Origin of the sequence: Streptomyces sp. NPDC016845, from assembly GCF_044332585.1 — a bacterium.
Classification (GTDB): domain Bacteria; phylum Actinomycetota; class Actinomycetes; order Streptomycetales; family Streptomycetaceae; genus Streptomyces.
The window spans coordinates 253,543-267,932 of the sequence record NZ_JBIRPI010000004.1; the positions used below are offsets into that span (position 1 = coordinate 253,543).

At 71.0% G+C, this 14,390-nt stretch carries 15 protein-coding genes; 5 read left to right on the plus strand and 10 right to left on the minus strand.

Translation table 11 applies throughout. The features are described 5' to 3' along the window. The first annotated feature begins 112 nt into the window (after nucleotides 1–112). Together ACH4RC_RS14245 and ACH4RC_RS14250 are read left to right on the plus strand one after the other, a co-directional pair. The gene (locus tag ACH4RC_RS14245) at nucleotides 113–1,390 is read left to right on the plus strand and encodes a hypothetical protein (RefSeq protein ID WP_398199706.1); all 1,278 of its coding nucleotides are present in this window, start codon (nucleotides 113–115) and stop codon (nucleotides 1,388–1,390) included. 288 nt (nucleotides 1,391–1,678) lie between these two features. Further along, nucleotides 1,679–2,671, plus strand: a complete 993-nt coding sequence (locus ACH4RC_RS14250; RefSeq protein WP_398199708.1) for an aldo/keto reductase — start codon at nucleotides 1,679–1,681, stop codon at nucleotides 2,669–2,671. Between the two features lie 311 nt (nucleotides 2,672–2,982). Here ACH4RC_RS14250 and ACH4RC_RS14255 read toward each other — a convergent pair whose 3' ends face one another. From ACH4RC_RS14255 to ACH4RC_RS14295, 9 genes are all read right to left on the minus strand, one after another. Then, complete coding sequence (locus ACH4RC_RS14255; RefSeq protein WP_398199710.1) at nucleotides 2,983–3,243, minus strand: hypothetical protein; 261 nt, start codon at nucleotides 3,241–3,243, stop codon at nucleotides 2,983–2,985. A gap of 597 nt (nucleotides 3,244–3,840) precedes the next feature. Beyond that, a complete protein-coding gene (locus tag ACH4RC_RS14260; protein ID WP_398199712.1) occupies nucleotides 3,841–4,338 on the minus strand; it encodes a hypothetical protein in 498 nt (165 codons plus the stop codon). Nucleotides 4,339–4,592: 254 nt separating this feature from the next. Next, nucleotides 4,593–4,964 (minus strand): monovalent cation/H(+) antiporter subunit G, encoded by a 372-nt coding sequence (mnhG, locus tag ACH4RC_RS14265; RefSeq protein WP_398199714.1) that lies wholly within the window; start codon nucleotides 4,962–4,964, stop codon nucleotides 4,593–4,595. Continuing rightward, nucleotides 4,961–5,269 carry a monovalent cation/H+ antiporter complex subunit F gene (locus ACH4RC_RS14270; RefSeq protein ID WP_398199717.1) on the minus strand — a complete coding sequence of 103 codons (309 nt, stop codon included), beginning with the start codon at nucleotides 5,267–5,269 and terminating at the stop codon, nucleotides 4,961–4,963. The genes mnhG and ACH4RC_RS14270 overlap by 4 nt, the downstream gene beginning before the upstream one ends. A 50-nt stretch (nucleotides 5,270–5,319) precedes the next feature. Further along, nucleotides 5,320–5,919, minus strand: a complete 600-nt coding sequence (locus tag ACH4RC_RS14275) for a Na+/H+ antiporter subunit E (RefSeq protein ID WP_398199720.1) — start codon at nucleotides 5,917–5,919, stop codon at nucleotides 5,320–5,322. A 59-nt stretch (nucleotides 5,920–5,978) separates the two neighbouring features. Beyond that, nucleotides 5,979–7,661 (minus strand): Na+/H+ antiporter subunit D, encoded by a 1,683-nt coding sequence (locus ACH4RC_RS14280; protein ID WP_398199723.1) that lies wholly within the window; start codon nucleotides 7,659–7,661, stop codon nucleotides 5,979–5,981. After that, the gene (locus tag ACH4RC_RS14285; protein WP_398199724.1) at nucleotides 7,658–8,269 is read right to left on the minus strand and encodes a Na(+)/H(+) antiporter subunit C; all 612 of its coding nucleotides are present in this window, start codon (nucleotides 8,267–8,269) and stop codon (nucleotides 7,658–7,660) included. The genes ACH4RC_RS14280 and ACH4RC_RS14285 overlap by 4 nt, the downstream gene beginning before the upstream one ends. Then, nucleotides 8,266–11,178, minus strand: a complete 2,913-nt coding sequence (locus ACH4RC_RS14290) for a Na+/H+ antiporter subunit A (protein WP_398199726.1) — start codon at nucleotides 11,176–11,178, stop codon at nucleotides 8,266–8,268. Before ACH4RC_RS14290 ends, ACH4RC_RS14285 begins: the two co-directional genes overlap by 4 nt. Before the next feature lie 256 nt (nucleotides 11,179–11,434). Continuing rightward, nucleotides 11,435–11,608, minus strand: coding sequence for an alpha/beta fold hydrolase (locus tag ACH4RC_RS14295; protein ID WP_398199728.1), 174 nt, complete (start codon nucleotides 11,606–11,608; stop codon nucleotides 11,435–11,437). Nucleotides 11,609–11,688: 80 nt separating this feature from the next. On the opposite strand from ACH4RC_RS14295, the gene ACH4RC_RS14300 reads away from it, so the two are divergent. The 3 genes from ACH4RC_RS14300 (at nucleotide 11,689) to ACH4RC_RS14310 (ending at nucleotide 13,332) form a co-directional block, all read left to right on the plus strand. Further along, complete coding sequence (locus tag ACH4RC_RS14300) at nucleotides 11,689–12,255, plus strand: dihydrofolate reductase family protein (RefSeq protein ID WP_398199731.1); 567 nt, start codon at nucleotides 11,689–11,691, stop codon at nucleotides 12,253–12,255. A 272-nt stretch (nucleotides 12,256–12,527) separates the two neighbouring features. After that, nucleotides 12,528–12,980 carry a DUF6325 family protein gene (locus ACH4RC_RS14305; RefSeq protein ID WP_398199733.1) on the plus strand — a complete coding sequence of 151 codons (453 nt, stop codon included), beginning with the start codon at nucleotides 12,528–12,530 and terminating at the stop codon, nucleotides 12,978–12,980. Nucleotides 12,981–13,011: 31 nt separating this feature from the next. Further along, nucleotides 13,012–13,332 (plus strand): SHOCT domain-containing protein, encoded by a 321-nt coding sequence (locus tag ACH4RC_RS14310; RefSeq protein WP_398199736.1) that lies wholly within the window; start codon nucleotides 13,012–13,014, stop codon nucleotides 13,330–13,332. A gap of 61 nt (nucleotides 13,333–13,393) precedes the next feature. Here the strand turns inward: ACH4RC_RS14310 and ACH4RC_RS14315 are convergent, their stop codons facing one another. After that, nucleotides 13,394–14,362, minus strand: coding sequence for an NAD(P)-dependent alcohol dehydrogenase (locus ACH4RC_RS14315; protein ID WP_398199737.1), 969 nt, complete (start codon nucleotides 14,360–14,362; stop codon nucleotides 13,394–13,396). Between the last annotated feature and the right edge of the window lie 28 nt (nucleotides 14,363–14,390).

Here is a 14,390-nt window from a genome sequence, read left to right on the forward strand (position 1 = left end):
CTGCTGAAGCCGCCCGTTCGGGTGGCGTCAGCGGAAAGGCAATGGAATGAGTGGAATGCGTACCAGAAGCTGTGCCCGTCCTGCCCGTCGGCGAGCCGGGTCGGTTGCCGCCGTGCTGGCCGCGGCCGCGCTGGCAGCGGTCGTGCCGTCCCCCGCGACGGCCGCCGGTGACATCAGCTGCGAGTCGCGCGGCTGTGTGAAGGTGGATTCGAGTGCCGATACCTTCGGCTGGGGGGTGGGGTTGGACGAGCAGAGCGGCAAGGCCTACATCGGCGATCCCTACAAGGACCGGATGTGGGAGGTCGACCTGAAGTCCGGCAGGACCTCGGATCTGCTGAACGGCGGGTGGAGCCCGACCGGAGTGGCCGTCGCCGATCCGGACACCGCCTACGTCGCGGCCTTCGACGAAGGCAACCTGTACCGGGTGGACCTGCGCCGGGGCACCAAGGAGCCGCTGTTCAAGAACGGCACGCTCGGCCAAGCCACGGGTGTGGCCCTGGACGGCCGGACCGCCTACGTCACCGACCGGGCCAGCGACACCTTGTGGGCCGTCGACCTGGACAAGCCCGGACGGTCCCCGGAGAAGGTGGCCGACCATCTGGGCGACGCGGACGGCCTTGCGCTGTACCGGGGCAAGGCCTACGTCGCCGACAGCTGGGGCGACTGTCTGTGGGAGGTCGACCTGAACACCAGCAGCAAGGAGAAGGTGGCCGAGCGCCTGGGTGACGCCTCCGGAGTCGCCGTCGACGGCAACGGACAGGCCCTGGTGTCGGACATCGCGAACAACAAGATCTATCAGGTCGACCTCACCAGCCCCCGGGTCACCAAGCCGGTCTCCACCGTCGTCTCGGGTCCGGAGACCCCTCGGCACCTCACCGTCGATCACACCGGACATGCCTACTTCGTCGACACCGACAAGCATGCCCTGTACTACCTCAAGGGGCTCGACCTCGCTCCGCCGTCGCCCGGCCCCGCTCCGGGCAGGTACACGGCGCGGGTGGAGCCGCGCAAAACCGAACACGCTGCCCCCGGCAACCGGTGGGTGTACCCGTCGGTGCTGGTGAGCAACACCGGCCAGCGCAACCTGGGGCAGCAGAAGGTGGTCGTGACCGCGCCGTCGGGGATGCGGTTCGAGGCCGATGCGATGACCTCCTGGACACAGGCCCGCGGGGAGAGGTCTGCCTCGTGCGCCCGCTCGACGGATCAGCACACCCTGACGTGCAACGCCGTCGATCTGAACCTGAACAACGGGGAAGAGGCGGTCCTGTATCCGCGGATGAGTGTGGCCTCCGACGCCCAGACCGGCCCCAAGGACGTGACGTTCTCCCTCGGTGACCCGGCCTTCGCCACCGGCCAGGCCACCGTCGACGTCACCGGCAACGTCGGCTGACCCGACCGGCCGCGCTCAGCCCCGCCAGGATGCACCCGATCCTGGCGGGGCGGGGCATGCCCGCCGCGCCGTGTGACGTCGCCGGTACCCAACGAGGACGATCGGAGCTGCGGACAGCGTGTCATGACTCCGTTCCTTCTCCTGGTCTCCTGGTCTCCTGGTCTCCTGATCTCCTGGTGGACGTGTGACTTCATGTCTCGCACCATTGGCGTGGCTGGAGGCGCACGGGTCTCGGCGCTCAGCCGTCGTTTACCGGTTCGAATACGTACAGCGGAAGAATCGAAGAGGATGAGGAACATGGAGCAGCGGGTCTTCGGCAGGAGCAAGCAGCAGGTGTCCGTGGTCGGCTTGGGCACCTGGCAGTTGGGGGCCGACTGGGGTGATGTGAAGGAGGAGGACGCCCTGGCGGTACTGGATGCCGCCGTCGAGTCCGGAGTCACCTTCTTCGACACCGCCGACGTGTACGGGGACGGCCGCAGCGAGCAGGTCATCGGCCAGTACCTGCGTCGCCGCCCGGACGCGGAGATACTGGTCGCAACGAAGATGGGCCGCCGCGTGGAGCTGGATCCGGCGCTGTACACGCTGGACAACTTCCGCGCCTGGACGGACCGCTCGCGCCGCAATCTCGGAGTGGACCGGCTGGACCTGGTGCAGCTGCACTGCCCGCCCACACCGGTGTTCTCCTCCGACGCCGCCTTCGATGCCCTGGACACCCTCGTGGAGGAGGGCCGGATCGCGGCGTACGGAGTGAGCGTGGAGACCTGCGCGGAGGCGCTGACCGCCATCGCCCGCCCCGGCACCGCGAGCGTACAGATCATCCTCAACCCGTTCCGGCTCAAGCCCCTGGAGGAGGTACTGCCCGCGGCGGCGAAGGCCGGGGTCGGCATCATCGCCCGGGTGCCGCTCGCCAGTGGGCTCCTGTCCGGCCGGTACACGAAGGACACGGTCTTCGCCGCGGACGACCATCGCACGTTCAACCGGCATGGCGAAGCCTTCGACCAGGGAGAGACCTTCGCAGGCGTCGACTTCGCGACGGGCGTCGAGGCCGCCGCCGAGTTCTCCGCGCAGGCGCCCGATGGTGCCGGCGCGGCACAGACGGCACTGCGCTGGATCATCCAGCAGCCGGGGGTCTCCTCGGTCATCCCTGGCGCCCGCAACCCCGGGCAGGTCCGTGACAACGCCCAGGCCGCCGCTCTGGCTCCCCTGCCGCAGTCCACGCTCGACGCCGTCCAGGCCCTGTACGACGACAAGATCCGCGGTCAGGTGCACCACCGTTGGTGACCCCGGTGTGCCCGTGGGCTTGGGGGTTCGGCCGATCGCCACGGAGCGGGTCCGCATCTTCGTGCGTGTGCTTCAGCCGCGAAGTGAACCCGTCCGCCGGCCGTACACCAAGCCCGCGCACATCCACCCGGGCCTCAACCAGCGCACTGCCGCCGGTTCAGATCACCCGATACGCCTCGGCAGGGTGCCCGGGGGCTCTCCGGTTTCCACGACGGGCAGGGTAACCCGCTGCGGATCACCGCATGACAGCCAGGCACTGGCGGGCACGACCTCGACGCCGGTCGTGGCACGCCGCGCCTGCCACGGCTTGTCTACTGGGGAGCTGCGGGCGAGGACGACGTCGAAGGCGAGGGCGACGGCGGGGTCGTGGGCTGACTCTTGGCTTCACACAGCTTGTCCAGGTCGGCCGCGGGAAGGGAGGGATTGAGGAGCTTGACGAGCTCGACGAGCGCCTTGCACACCTCGACGGGGTCCTTCTGAGGAGTACTCGGGGCGGCCGACGCGGCAGCGGCGGGTGAGGCGGCGAACAAGGCCAGGGCGAGGGACACGGACGCTGCGGCTTTTCGGATCACGGGGCTTCCCCTTCGTCTGTCGGCTCCATACCGGCTAACCCTTCGATCGTGCCCGAGCCACACCGAAGGCCCCCGGCAAGAGCCCCCGAACGGGTGACGCGATCCCGCGCGCCCACCTGCCCCTCCCCCGACCAGCCCGTCAAGTGCTCGCGCTGCGCCGTCAGTTCGTCTCCAGCGCCCGATCCTGGCCGGTCTCGGTCTCGGTCTCGGTCTCGGCCACCGCTCGCCCTCGCCGATGGCTTGCGCGGCCGCGGTGATGAGGTGTCCCGTACGGGGTTGTCAGCGCTTCATGGGGGCGAAGACACCCCAAGGGGCTGCTCCCGGCGATCTGGATGCTCGGTGACAACGGTGCGCGGTGGCCCTGTCAGGGCAGGCCGGCACCGCTGTCGGGTCGGCCGCCACCACCGCACAGCAGCCGCCACCCTCCTCGCCGCCCGGAACGTCGTCGGCAACAGCGCCTGACCCGGCAGGCGCTGTCGGCACGACCTCGCCGCCGGTCGCCGCACACCATGACGGGAAGTCCGTGGCCGGTGCTCATGGGCGGCGGGAGAGCCGGCCAGGGCGAGGAGGAAGTCGTCGGAGTGGGCGACTGCTGGGTCAGCCGTACACCTCCTGCCAGCGCCAGAACTGGTCGGTCCACGGCCCGACTTCCTCCAGCTGCAGGACGGCGTTGCCTTCTTGATAGCTCTGGCGCGTGGCAACGACCAGGCCCTCATGGCCCAACGGCCTGATGACGAAGTCCGCTTGGGCGCTGTCCATCGAGACCAGACGCCAGAGTTGCCGCTCGCTCTTGCTGTCGGACCTCTGCGACATGACGGCCGCGCCCTTCTCGGGGCTGTCCGCAACAAGGGCGAGGCTCCGGTCGAACGCACCGCTGTCCGCGTTGTACGCCGCGTTCCTGATGCGTACGACGCGGTCGCCGTAGCCGGACTCCGGAATGAACTCCCACTGGGACTGCCTGTTGGCCGTGGTGGGAGCGTCTCGCCACACGACGGCCGGCACGTCGCTGTCGAGCCAGCCGTACGGAGTGATGTGCATTCCGGTCACCGACTGGACGATCAGTTGCGGACCTCGCGGTATGGGCAGGCTGACCATGGTTCTCCTCTCGTCGGACCGCCGCCGTCCTCCGGGGTGGGAGCGCGGCGGTCGCACACGTACGGAACGTGCCAGGAGTGCCAGGGCGTCGGCCCGTCGAAGGCGCCGCGCCCGCTGCGGACGCTAGACGCGGGCCCTTCTCCCGGCGAGAGACAAAACCGGCCACGCTGGGGCCGACCGTGGCTGCCATCAGTCGCTCATGGTTCCGGCGAAGCCCCCGGACGGTACGGGCGACGATTGATTCGGGGGCGCCGTCAGGTGTCCGCGTCTCGGCTCACCCGGAGCGCGTCCGACTCGGCGAGTTCGTCGAAGAGCAGGGCGTCGTCGCCGGTCTGCCCGGTGCGGTAGGCGACCCGCGCCACCAGGTGGGCGGCGACGGGGCTGGTCAGCAGCTGGAAGAAGACGACCAGGGCGAGGGTTCCCAGGTCGGCCCAGGAGCGCAGGCGCAGCGCGACGCCCGCGGTGAGCAGGAGGATGCCCAGGGTCTGCGGGTTGGTCGCGGCGCTGCTGCGGGTGAGGACGTCGGGCAGCCGCAGCAGTCCGAGGACGCCGGTCAGGCAGACCAGGGCGCCCACGAGCAGCAGGGCCGCACCGGCGAGGTCGGCCGCCTGGTGCCAGTTGCTCACGGGCGCTCCTCGGGTACGGGCGCGGGCTCGGTGGGGCGGTCGCGTGCGGCGATGAAGCGGGCGATGCCGACCGAGCTGGTGAAGCCGAGGAAGGCGATCACGAGCATGATCGACAGGTAGTAGCGGGTCCGGCTGTGCGCCGCCTGCACGCCGATCCCGGCGACCATCAGGGCCGCGGCGACGTCGACCCCCACGGCGCGGTCGAGCATGGACGGGCCACGCCAGATGCGGATCAGCAACAAGGCGCCGGCGAGCAGGATCACCGCGAGTGCGGCGTCGAGCAGGATGCCGTCCAACGAGATCACGGCCGGGGGTCCTTTCGTGGCAGAGGTCGTGGCGGAGGTCGTGGCGGAGGTCATGTCGGAGGACATGTCGGAGGACATGTCGGAGGTCGTGCGGGAGGTACCGGCCCCGGGTCCGCGGCGATGCGCTCGATCTCGGTGCGGGTGCCGAAGGCCCGTACGACGAGGGCCTCCAGGCGCCACACGTCGGTCCGGGTCCGGTCCACGGCGGCCGTGTCGTCGGCGTCGGTGATGTGCAGGTACAAGGTGGCGGCCGAGCCGTTCACCTCGACGAGGACGCCGCCCGGCACACAGGAGACGGCGACGGCGGTCGCCGCGATCATCAGGTCGGTGCGGCAGCGCAGCGGGACGGCGATCACCGCGGCGGGCCGCCGTCCGCCGCGCAACGCCTGCCGCGACACCGAGACGCTGGATGCCACCATGTCGTAGACGAGGTAGCCGGCGAGCCTCAGGATGCCCACCGGGCGTAGCCGCAGGGCGAGTTCGACACTGGGCAGCGGGAAGACGAGGCACAGGACGACGGCGACGACAATGCCGCTGACGAGGTTGCCCCACGTGGGCCCCGACCAGAGCAGCATCCAGATCACCGTGAGCCAGGCGATCAGCGGCACGTCGAGACGGCGTGCGCGGACTTTCGCGACACCGGGAGGCACGGAAGGTCCGGGAGATCCGGGAGAACCGGGAGATCCGGGAGATCCGGGAGGGCTGCTTCTCACTGTCCGAGCACCGCTTCCACGTACGGCGTCCTTGCCAGGATTTCGGCGGCCGAGCGGTCGGCGAGGCCGGTCAGCGGGGTCGCGAGCACGGTGTAGGAGAGACCGAGGAGAACGGCGCCCACGGTCGCCGCGGTCATCGCGCGCGGCATCCGGGCGGTGGTGCGGACACAGGCGACCGCCACCGAGCCGCCGCCCACGCCGACGGACGCACCGGGGGACCCGGTCGCCTCACCCTCGCCGAAGCCACCGGAGCGACCGGAGCGACCGGACCCACCGGACCCACCGGACCCACCGAAGTCGTCGGAGTCGTCGGAGTCGTCGCGGTCCTCCAGCACGCTCCCCTCCCGGGGAAGGTGCTCGGGAGCCGCCCGCCAGAACGCCAGATTCCACACCTTGGCCGTCACGTACAGCGTCAGGAGGCTGGCGACGGCGCAGGCTCCGAGCAGGAGGTACGCATCGGTCCCGGCGTCCGCCGCACCGGCCCGCATCAGGGCGAGCTTGCCGAGGAACCCGGACAGGGGCGGGATCCCGGCAAGGTTCATGGCGGGCACGAACCAGAGCGCGGCCAGCAGCGGAGCGGCGCGGGCGACGCCTCCGAGCCGCGTCAACTCCGTTGTGCCGTAGCGCCGTTCCAGCAGTCCGGCCGCCAGGAACAGAGTCGTCTGTACGGTGATGTGGTGCGCCGTGTAGACGATGGCGCCGCCGACGCCGCCCCGGCTGCCGAGCGCGATCCCGTACAGCATGAAGCCGATGTGGCTGACGAGGGTGAACGAGAGAAGCCGCTTGAGGTCGGTCTGGGCGACGGCGCCGAGGATGCCGATGAGCAAGGACGCGAACGCCACGATCATCAGCACGGAGGAGAGCCGGTTGCCGGGGAAGAGCAGGGTCTCGGCGCGCAGAATCGAGTACACGCCGACCTTGGTGAGCAGCCCGGCGAAGACGGCCGTCACCGGGGCGGGCGCGGTCGGGTAGGAGTCGGGCAGCCAGGCCGCGACCGGGAAGGCGGCCGCCTTGACGCCGAAGACGGTGAGCAGCAGCACCTCGAGCAAGGTCCGTACGCCCAGGGGCACTTCGGGCAGGCGGACGGCGAGTTGGGCGAAGTTGGCGGTGCCCGTGGCGGCGTAGGCGACGGCGATGCCCGCGAGGAACACCAGGGAGGAGACGAGGGAGACGACGACGTACGTCGAACCGGCCCGCAGGCGGGGTTCTGTGCCGCCGAGGGTGAGGAGGACGAAACTGGCCATCAGCATGATCTCGAAGCCGACGAAGAGGTTCAGGAGGTCGCCGGCGAGGAAGGTGAGCGAGACGCCGGAGACCAGGACCAGGTAGGCCGGGTGGAATACGGCGATGGGGGCGCTCTCCTCGCGGTCGGCCATGTCCTGGCCGAGCGCGTAGACCAGCACGATGAGGGTGACGGCGCCGGAAACGGTCAGCATGAGCGCGGAGAGCCGGTCGGCGACCAGGGTGATGCCGAGCGGCGGGGCGAAGTCGCCCAGGTGGACGACGTGCGCTCCGGTGCGGTCGGCCTCGACGAGCAGGACGAGGTCGACGACGAGCACGGCGGCGAGCACACCGATGCCGATGAGCCGGTGCAGCAGGCGCAGCCTGGGCCCGATGAACATGCTCAGGCCGCACGCGGTGAGCGGCAGCACGACGGGCAGCGGGACGAGGGCGTTCACGACGGTTCCTTCTCCTGCCGGGCAGAATCATGAGCGGAGCCACCAGCGGCATCACGAGCGGATTCGGCGGACGGTTGCGGGTCCGCGCCGAGGATGTCGTCCCACAGGTCGCCGGTGGCGTCGCGGGCGCGGGCCTGGTAGGCGCGGTCGAGGCGGAGCCGGTGGCGCTGTTCGCGGCGTTCGTCGCGCCAGGCGCGGAGCCCTTCCCCGCGGTAGCGCTCACGCAGTTCGGCGCGCTCCTCGGCGATCTCCGCGCGCAGCACGACACGCCGGTCCTCGACGTCGTCCGGCACGAAGTCCGAGCCGCTGAGCCGGCCGCTGCGGTAGGCCATCGCGAGCACGAACGCCGTGGTGGCGAGCGTGATGACGACGGCGGTCAGGGCGATGGCCTGGGGCAGCGGGTCGGTGACCCGCGCGTGGGCGACACCGGGGTACAGGAGCGGGGGGACGCCGGCGCGGCCGGTGGTGGTGAGGACGAACAGGTTGACGCCGTTGCCGCAGACGATGACCCCGACGAGGACGCGGGTCAGGCTGCGCGTGTGGATGAGGATGCAGCCGACCGTGGTCAGGACGACGGCGCAGACGAGCAGGGACAGACTGACGGTCACCGGGCGCCCTCCGCGGAGTCTCCGGCACGTTCTCCGGCGAGCGCGAGCCCGGCCCGGTGTTCCGTGTGCTGGTCGATCTTCGAGCCGAGGGCGCGCATCACGTCGAGGACCGCCCCGAGGACGAGCAGGTACACGCCGACGTCGAAGAGGACGGCGGTGCCCAGGTGCCAGTCGCCGATCAGCGGCAGGTGGCCGTGCCAGGTGAAGGCGTGCAGCACCGTGCCGTCGGCGAGGCCGAGGAGTGCGACGCCCGTCGACAGGGTGAGGCCGAGTCCGGTGAAGAAGCCGGGGTGGACCGGGGCCGCGGCGGCCAGCTCGTGACGGCCGCCCGCCAGGTAACGGATCATCAGGGCGACGCCCGCGACGAGTCCCCCGACGAATCCGCCGCCGGGCAGGTTCTCGGCGCACAGCAACAGGTACACCGACAGCGTCAGGATCGGGTGGAAGACGAGCCGGGCGATCACTTCGAGAACGACGGAGCGGTGCTCGGGCGCGAGGGTGTCCCCCGCCGTCAGCCAGCTGCGCCCCGGCGCGGTCTGCGTGTAGCGGTCCGGCACCCGGATGGCGCGCGAGGCCAGGGACCAGGCCGTCACCCCGCCGGGCAGCGCGGGCGGCGCACCGGGTGAGGGCCCCTGTCTGCGGTGGACGTACAGCAGGCTCGTGACGCCCAGGACGGCGACCGCGAGGACCGCGGACTCGCCCATCGTGTCCCAGGCGCGGAAGTCGACGAGGATCGTCGCGACGACGTCCTTGAGCCCGTGGTGCGCGGTCTCCTCCGTCATCGCCGCCCCGGCCGGGGCGGCGGTCCTGGCGCCCGCGGCCAGCCACACCGCGCAGGCGATCGCGGCGGCGCTGCCGAACGCGAGCAGCACCGCGGCCGTCCGGCGCCATGACCGTACGGCTTCCCCGAAGTTCACGGGGAGGCGGCGCATGACGAGGATCAGGACGACGGTCGAGACGGTCTCGACGCCGAACTGCGTGAGCGCCAGATCGGGCGCGCCCTGGACCACGTACAGCAGCGCCGTGCCGTATCCGGTGAGGCCCGCGAGGACGGCGGCCTTCATGCGGCGCTGCACGGCGAGGCACATCACCGCGCACGCGCAGGTCAGGACGGCGACCGCGGCCTGCCACGGGGTGTCCCAGGCGCGGGGCGCGGGCGCGTGGCCCCACGGCCGGTCCGTGACCAGGACCGCGAGGAGCCCGGCGAGCATGACGCCGAGGACGGTGGCCACGTAGACGGGCAGCGAGCCCTTCTGCACCGAGCCGGTGACCTGGAGCGCGGTCCGCTCCAGGCCGAGCACGGTGCGGCCGAACGCCTCGTCCGCCTTGGGCCAGGCGAGCCGTCTTCCGAGCCGTACGACGCCGTCCCGGCCGAGGAACAGGACGACGCCGCCCGCCCAGGCGAGCGCGGACAGACCGAGCGCCGTCCCGAACCCGTGCCACAGCGCCAGGTGGTACGGGTGCGCCGGGACGGTGTACTGCGCGGCGTACGCCTCGAAGAGCGGCGCCACCGGGCCGATCCCCGGGCCGAGCAGGAGGCAGCCGAGGGAGAGCAGGGCGGGCGGCGCGAGGAGGGCGGGGCCTACGCGGTGCACCGGCGTGTCGTCGAGGCCCGGCTTGCGGGCGAAGGCGCCCCACAGGAAGCGCAGCGTGTACGCGGTGGTGAGCACGGAGCCGACGACGAGCAGGGCGAGCACCCACCGTTCGGCGACCGTTCCGTGCAGGAGCGCGTCGAACGCGGCCTCCTTCGCCACGAAGCCGAGCAGCGGTACCAGCGCGGCCATCGAGGCCGCCGCGACGACGGCGACGGCACACACCCACGGCAGGGCCCGCCCCACACCGGAGAGGCGCCGCAGATCACGCGTCCCGGCGGCGTGGTCGACGATCCCGGTGACCAGGAACAGCGGCGCCTTGAACAGCGCGTGGCCGAGGATCATCGCGACGGCCGCGAGCCCGGTGTCGTACGTGCCGTCCCCCGCGAGCACGACCAGGAAGCCGAGCTGGCTGACGGTGCCGTAGGCGAGGACGAGCTTGAGGTCGTTCAGGCGCAGGGCGCGCCAGCCGCCGAGCAGCATCGTCGCCGTGCCGAGGGTGAGCAGCAGCGGCCGCCAGGGCGTGACATCGGCGAACGCGGGAGCGAGCCGCGCGATGAGATAGACCCCGGCTTTCACCATCGCGGCCGCGTGCAGATAGGCGCTGACCGGGGTGGGCGCGGCCATCGCGTTCGGCAGCCACATGCTCAGCGGCCAGATCGCGGACTTGGCGAGCGCCCCGACGAGGATGAGGACCAGGGCGGCCGAGAGCGTGCCGTTCGCTGCGGGCGGTGCCTCCAGGATCCGGGAGATCCGGTACGTACCCGCCGCGTGGCCCAGCATCAGCAGCCCGACGAACATGGCGAGCCCGCCCACCGAGGTCACCGTCAGCGCCTGCAGCGCGGAACGGCGGCTCGCCCGCTTCTCACTGTCGTACCCGATCAGCAGGAACGACAGGACGGTCGTCAGCTCCCAGAACAGGTAGAGGATCATCAGGTCGTCGGCGAGCACGAGCCCGAGCATCGACCCCGCGAACCCCAGCAGATTCCCGGCGAACGGCCCCAACTGCCGTGTCCCGGGGGCGAAGTAGCGTACGCAGTACAGCAGTACCAGCGCCCCCACCCCGGCGGCGAGCACCACCATGAGCAGCGCGAGCGCGTCGAGCCGGAACGCCACTTGGACGTCGTAGGCCTCGACCCACGTCCACGACTCGCTTCGCGCCCCGCCGCCCGTGACCGTGCCCCACTGGCACAGGGCCCACACGAGCGCGGCGACGGGCGGCAACGCGAGCACGAGAAAGCCGCGCGGGCCCGTCCGGCGGATGAGCGGGGCGGCGCAGAGGGCTAGGGCGAGGTGGGCCAGGACCAGTACGGTCATGGATCATGCATATCGGCAAATATGGTACATAGCGTGCGGGCGCGCCGACGTGGGGTGTGTCGGCACCGGATCCGGGCGGAGCCTTCGCGGTCGCCGAGGGCTCACCGACGGTGATGCCGGTGGCGTGCGGTGAGACGGCCGCGCTCCGTGCGTCGCTGTGGCCGCACGACGCGACAGCACCGCTCGTGCGCCCGCCCGCAGCTCAGGCCGGGGGAAAACCGGCTGCCAGCCAGGCCAGGAGCCGGCCCGGTGCGTCTTATTGGAGAAGGTGGCCCGCGCCCTCGATCCAGTGCAGCTCCGCGGGCGGGATACGTGCGTGCAGCCACTCGGCGTACTCCGGGGGCAGGATGCGGTCCTCCCGGCCCCAGACGATCCGCGCTGAAGAAGTAGCTTCCAGCAGCCGACGGCCGGAGGGCAGGACCCGCGGCACAGCGCGTCCCGCCCCGGCCGATGAGTTTTCCGCGCCGCGCCGGTCTGCACGGCAGACACTCACGGACGGAAGGCCGGCCCATGCGGAAACTGATCTACGGCATGAACCTGTCCCTGGACGGCTACATCGCCGCGACCGGCGACGACATCGGCTGGGGTGGACCGCCGAGCGACGAACTGTTCCAGTGGTGGCTCGACCAGGAGCAGGCGAGCGGCCTGACCCTGTACGGACGCAAGCTCTGGGAGACGATGAGCTCTCACTGGCCGACCGGCGACCAGCAGCCCGGTGCCACCCCGGCGGAGATCGAGTTCGCGCGGAACTGGCGGGACACGCCGAAGGTGGTGTTCTCCTCGACGATCGACAAGGTCGACTGGAACACCCGCCTGGTCACCGGCGACGCGATCGCCGAGATCACCCGGCTCAAGGCCGAGGACGGCGGCCCCATGAACATCGGCGGCGCGACGCTCGCCGGGGCGGCCATGCGCGCCGGGCTGATCGACGAGTACGTGATCGCCACCCATCCGGTCCTGGTGGGCGGCGGCACGCCGTTCTTCACCGCGCTGGACGGCTGGGTGAACCTGAACCTGGTGGAGACGCGGACGTTCCCCGGCGGCGTGGTTTCGACCAGGTACGAGACAAGGCGCTGAACGGTTGCCCCCTGTCCCACGGCTGAACCGGCGGACGGCCAACGGGCGGAGCTGTCGGCCTCGGCTCGTCCGACCGGCGCCGCGCACCGCGGGGCGGGTGGGGCTCAGAACAACGTGCCTGTCCTGTGGGGCCGCATCGACGGGCTTACGTCTTCCCGTAGCTGGCGCATCCCATGGCGGCCCTCCTATGCTCCGTAGTGTCTGCGACGCGCTTCGGGAAGAGGGGGTCCCCGCCCGTGCCCAGTGGTCTTGATCCAGACCGTGTCGGACCGGTGGACGTCGCCGTGGTGGCCTTGGAGGGCAACCAGCTCAACGGCGACATCGCGCCCGCCTTGCGGGAGCTGCAGAACAGCGACACCGTGCACATCCTCGATCTGACCTTCGTCAGAAAAACCGCCGACGGCGCCATCGATGTCTTCGAGCTGGCCGACAAGGAAGTGGCGGACGCGTTCCATCAAGTCGCCGACGCCCAGTTTGACCTGCTCAGCGAAGAGGACCTGCGGGCCGTCGCGGACCAGTTGCCGAACGACTCCGCGGCGCTGATAGTCGCCTGGGAGAACACGTGGGCGGCCCGGCTGACGACGGCGCTCAGGCGGTCCCACGGAGAGTTGCTGCTTCTGGAACGCATCCCGAGGGAGACCGTCCTCGAAGCCATCGCCGCGCTCGACTCCGCCGCGCCCCGGGCATCGGTACCTCAGGGTGCCGACGGTCCGGACTCGACCTGACCCGCGAGACGTCACGAAGGGACACGACGGCATGCCTCAGCGATTCGGCCGCCCCGGCCTGCTCGGCACGGTGGCCCGCACTGCGGCCATCTCCGCCACCGCCACCGCGGTCTCGAACCGGGTGAACCGGCGGATGGGCGAACGTGAGACGCAGCGTCAGATGGACGCGCAGGCCCAGCAGCAGACGTGGATGGACCAGGGGGCCGCACAGGCCGCGGCGCCGCCGGCACCACCGGCGGCTCCGGCCACGGACCGCGTCTCCCAGCTCAGCGCGCTGGCCGATCTCAAGGCACAAGGAGTGCTGTCGGACGAGGAGTTCGCCACGGAGAAGGCCCGGATCCTCAACTCCTGATCGCTTCCCCCGACAGTTGTCGGCGCTCTCGCGGCTGTTCTGGCGGTCGAAAGCCTGGTGCTCATACCGTCACGACGATCTTGCCCCGCGGGCGGCCCGTCTCCAGGTATTTGATCGCGCTGACCGCGTCGGAGAGCGGGTAGGCACGGTCGACAAACGGTGTGATCGTGCCGTCCTCGGCCAGTTTCCGCAGAGCCAGCAGGTCTTCGCGGCGCACTGTCGCGATCAGGCTGATCAGCGTCTGGCCGAGGAACGGTGAGAGCGCATAGCCGCGGAGCTGACGGCCCATACCACCGGTCCAGGGACCGCCGGCTTCGCCCCCGGCCATCACCAGCACACCTTTCGGGGCGAGGGCGCGGCGCAGCAGCGGCAGCGGGCGGTTGCCGGCGGCGTCGAGGATGATGTCGAACAGGTGCTTGGCGTCGGTGATCTCCTGGCTGGTGTAGTCGATGACGTCGGTGGCGCCCAGGGCCCGGACGAAGCTCCCTCTGCCAGGGCCGCAGACGGCGGTGGCCTCGGCCCCGTACGAGACGGCGAGCTGGACGGCGTAGCTCCCCATGCCGCCGGAGGCGCCGATGACGAGTACCTTCTGCTCCGGTCGCGGGCGCGCCTTGCCGCTGAGGGCCTGGTGAGCCGTGACGCCGGAGACGGGAAGAGCCGCGGCTTGTTCGAAGGTGAGGCCGTCGGGCTTGGGCGCGATCTTGTCGGCACGGGCGCGGGCGTACTCGGCCAGCGAACCGTCACCGCTGCCGAAGACTTCGTCGCCCGGTCCGAGACCCGTCACCTTCGCGCCGACCGTCTCGACCACCCCGGCCAAGTCCCAGCCGCGCACCGGGTTCCTGGGCTTGCGAAGGCCCAGGGCGACGCGGGCGATGTAGGGCTTCCCCGTCATGAGGTGCAGGATGCTCGGGTCGATCCCCGCAGCGCGCACCCGCACCAGCACTTCGTTGTCGCGGGCCACGGGCCTTTCGACGTCGCGCAGTTCCAGGCCGGTGACGTCGCCGTACGAGCTCTGGGCGATGGCCTTCATCGGTCCCTCCTCGATGCGATGCTGTCCC

What these genes read in the sequence shown, in the direction of transcription:
- ACH4RC_RS14315 (WP_398199737.1), bottom strand. Translation starts at nt 14,362, where the DNA reads ATGAAGGCCATCGCCCAGAGCTCGTACGGCGACGTCACCGGCCTGGAA.
- ACH4RC_RS14290 (WP_398199726.1), bottom strand. Translation starts at nt 11,178, where the DNA reads ATGACCGTACTGGTCCTGGCCCACCTCGCCCTAGCCCTCTGCGCCGCC.
- ACH4RC_RS14250 (WP_398199708.1), top strand. Translation starts at nt 1,679, where the DNA reads ATGAGGAACATGGAGCAGCGGGTCTTCGGCAGGAGCAAGCAGCAGGTG.
- ACH4RC_RS14260 (WP_398199712.1), bottom strand. Translation starts at nt 4,338, where the DNA reads ATGGTCAGCCTGCCCATACCGCGAGGTCCGCAACTGATCGTCCAGTCG.
- ACH4RC_RS14310 (WP_398199736.1), top strand. Translation starts at nt 13,012, where the DNA reads ATGCCTCAGCGATTCGGCCGCCCCGGCCTGCTCGGCACGGTGGCCCGC.
- ACH4RC_RS14300 (WP_398199731.1), top strand. Translation starts at nt 11,689, where the DNA reads ATGCGGAAACTGATCTACGGCATGAACCTGTCCCTGGACGGCTACATC.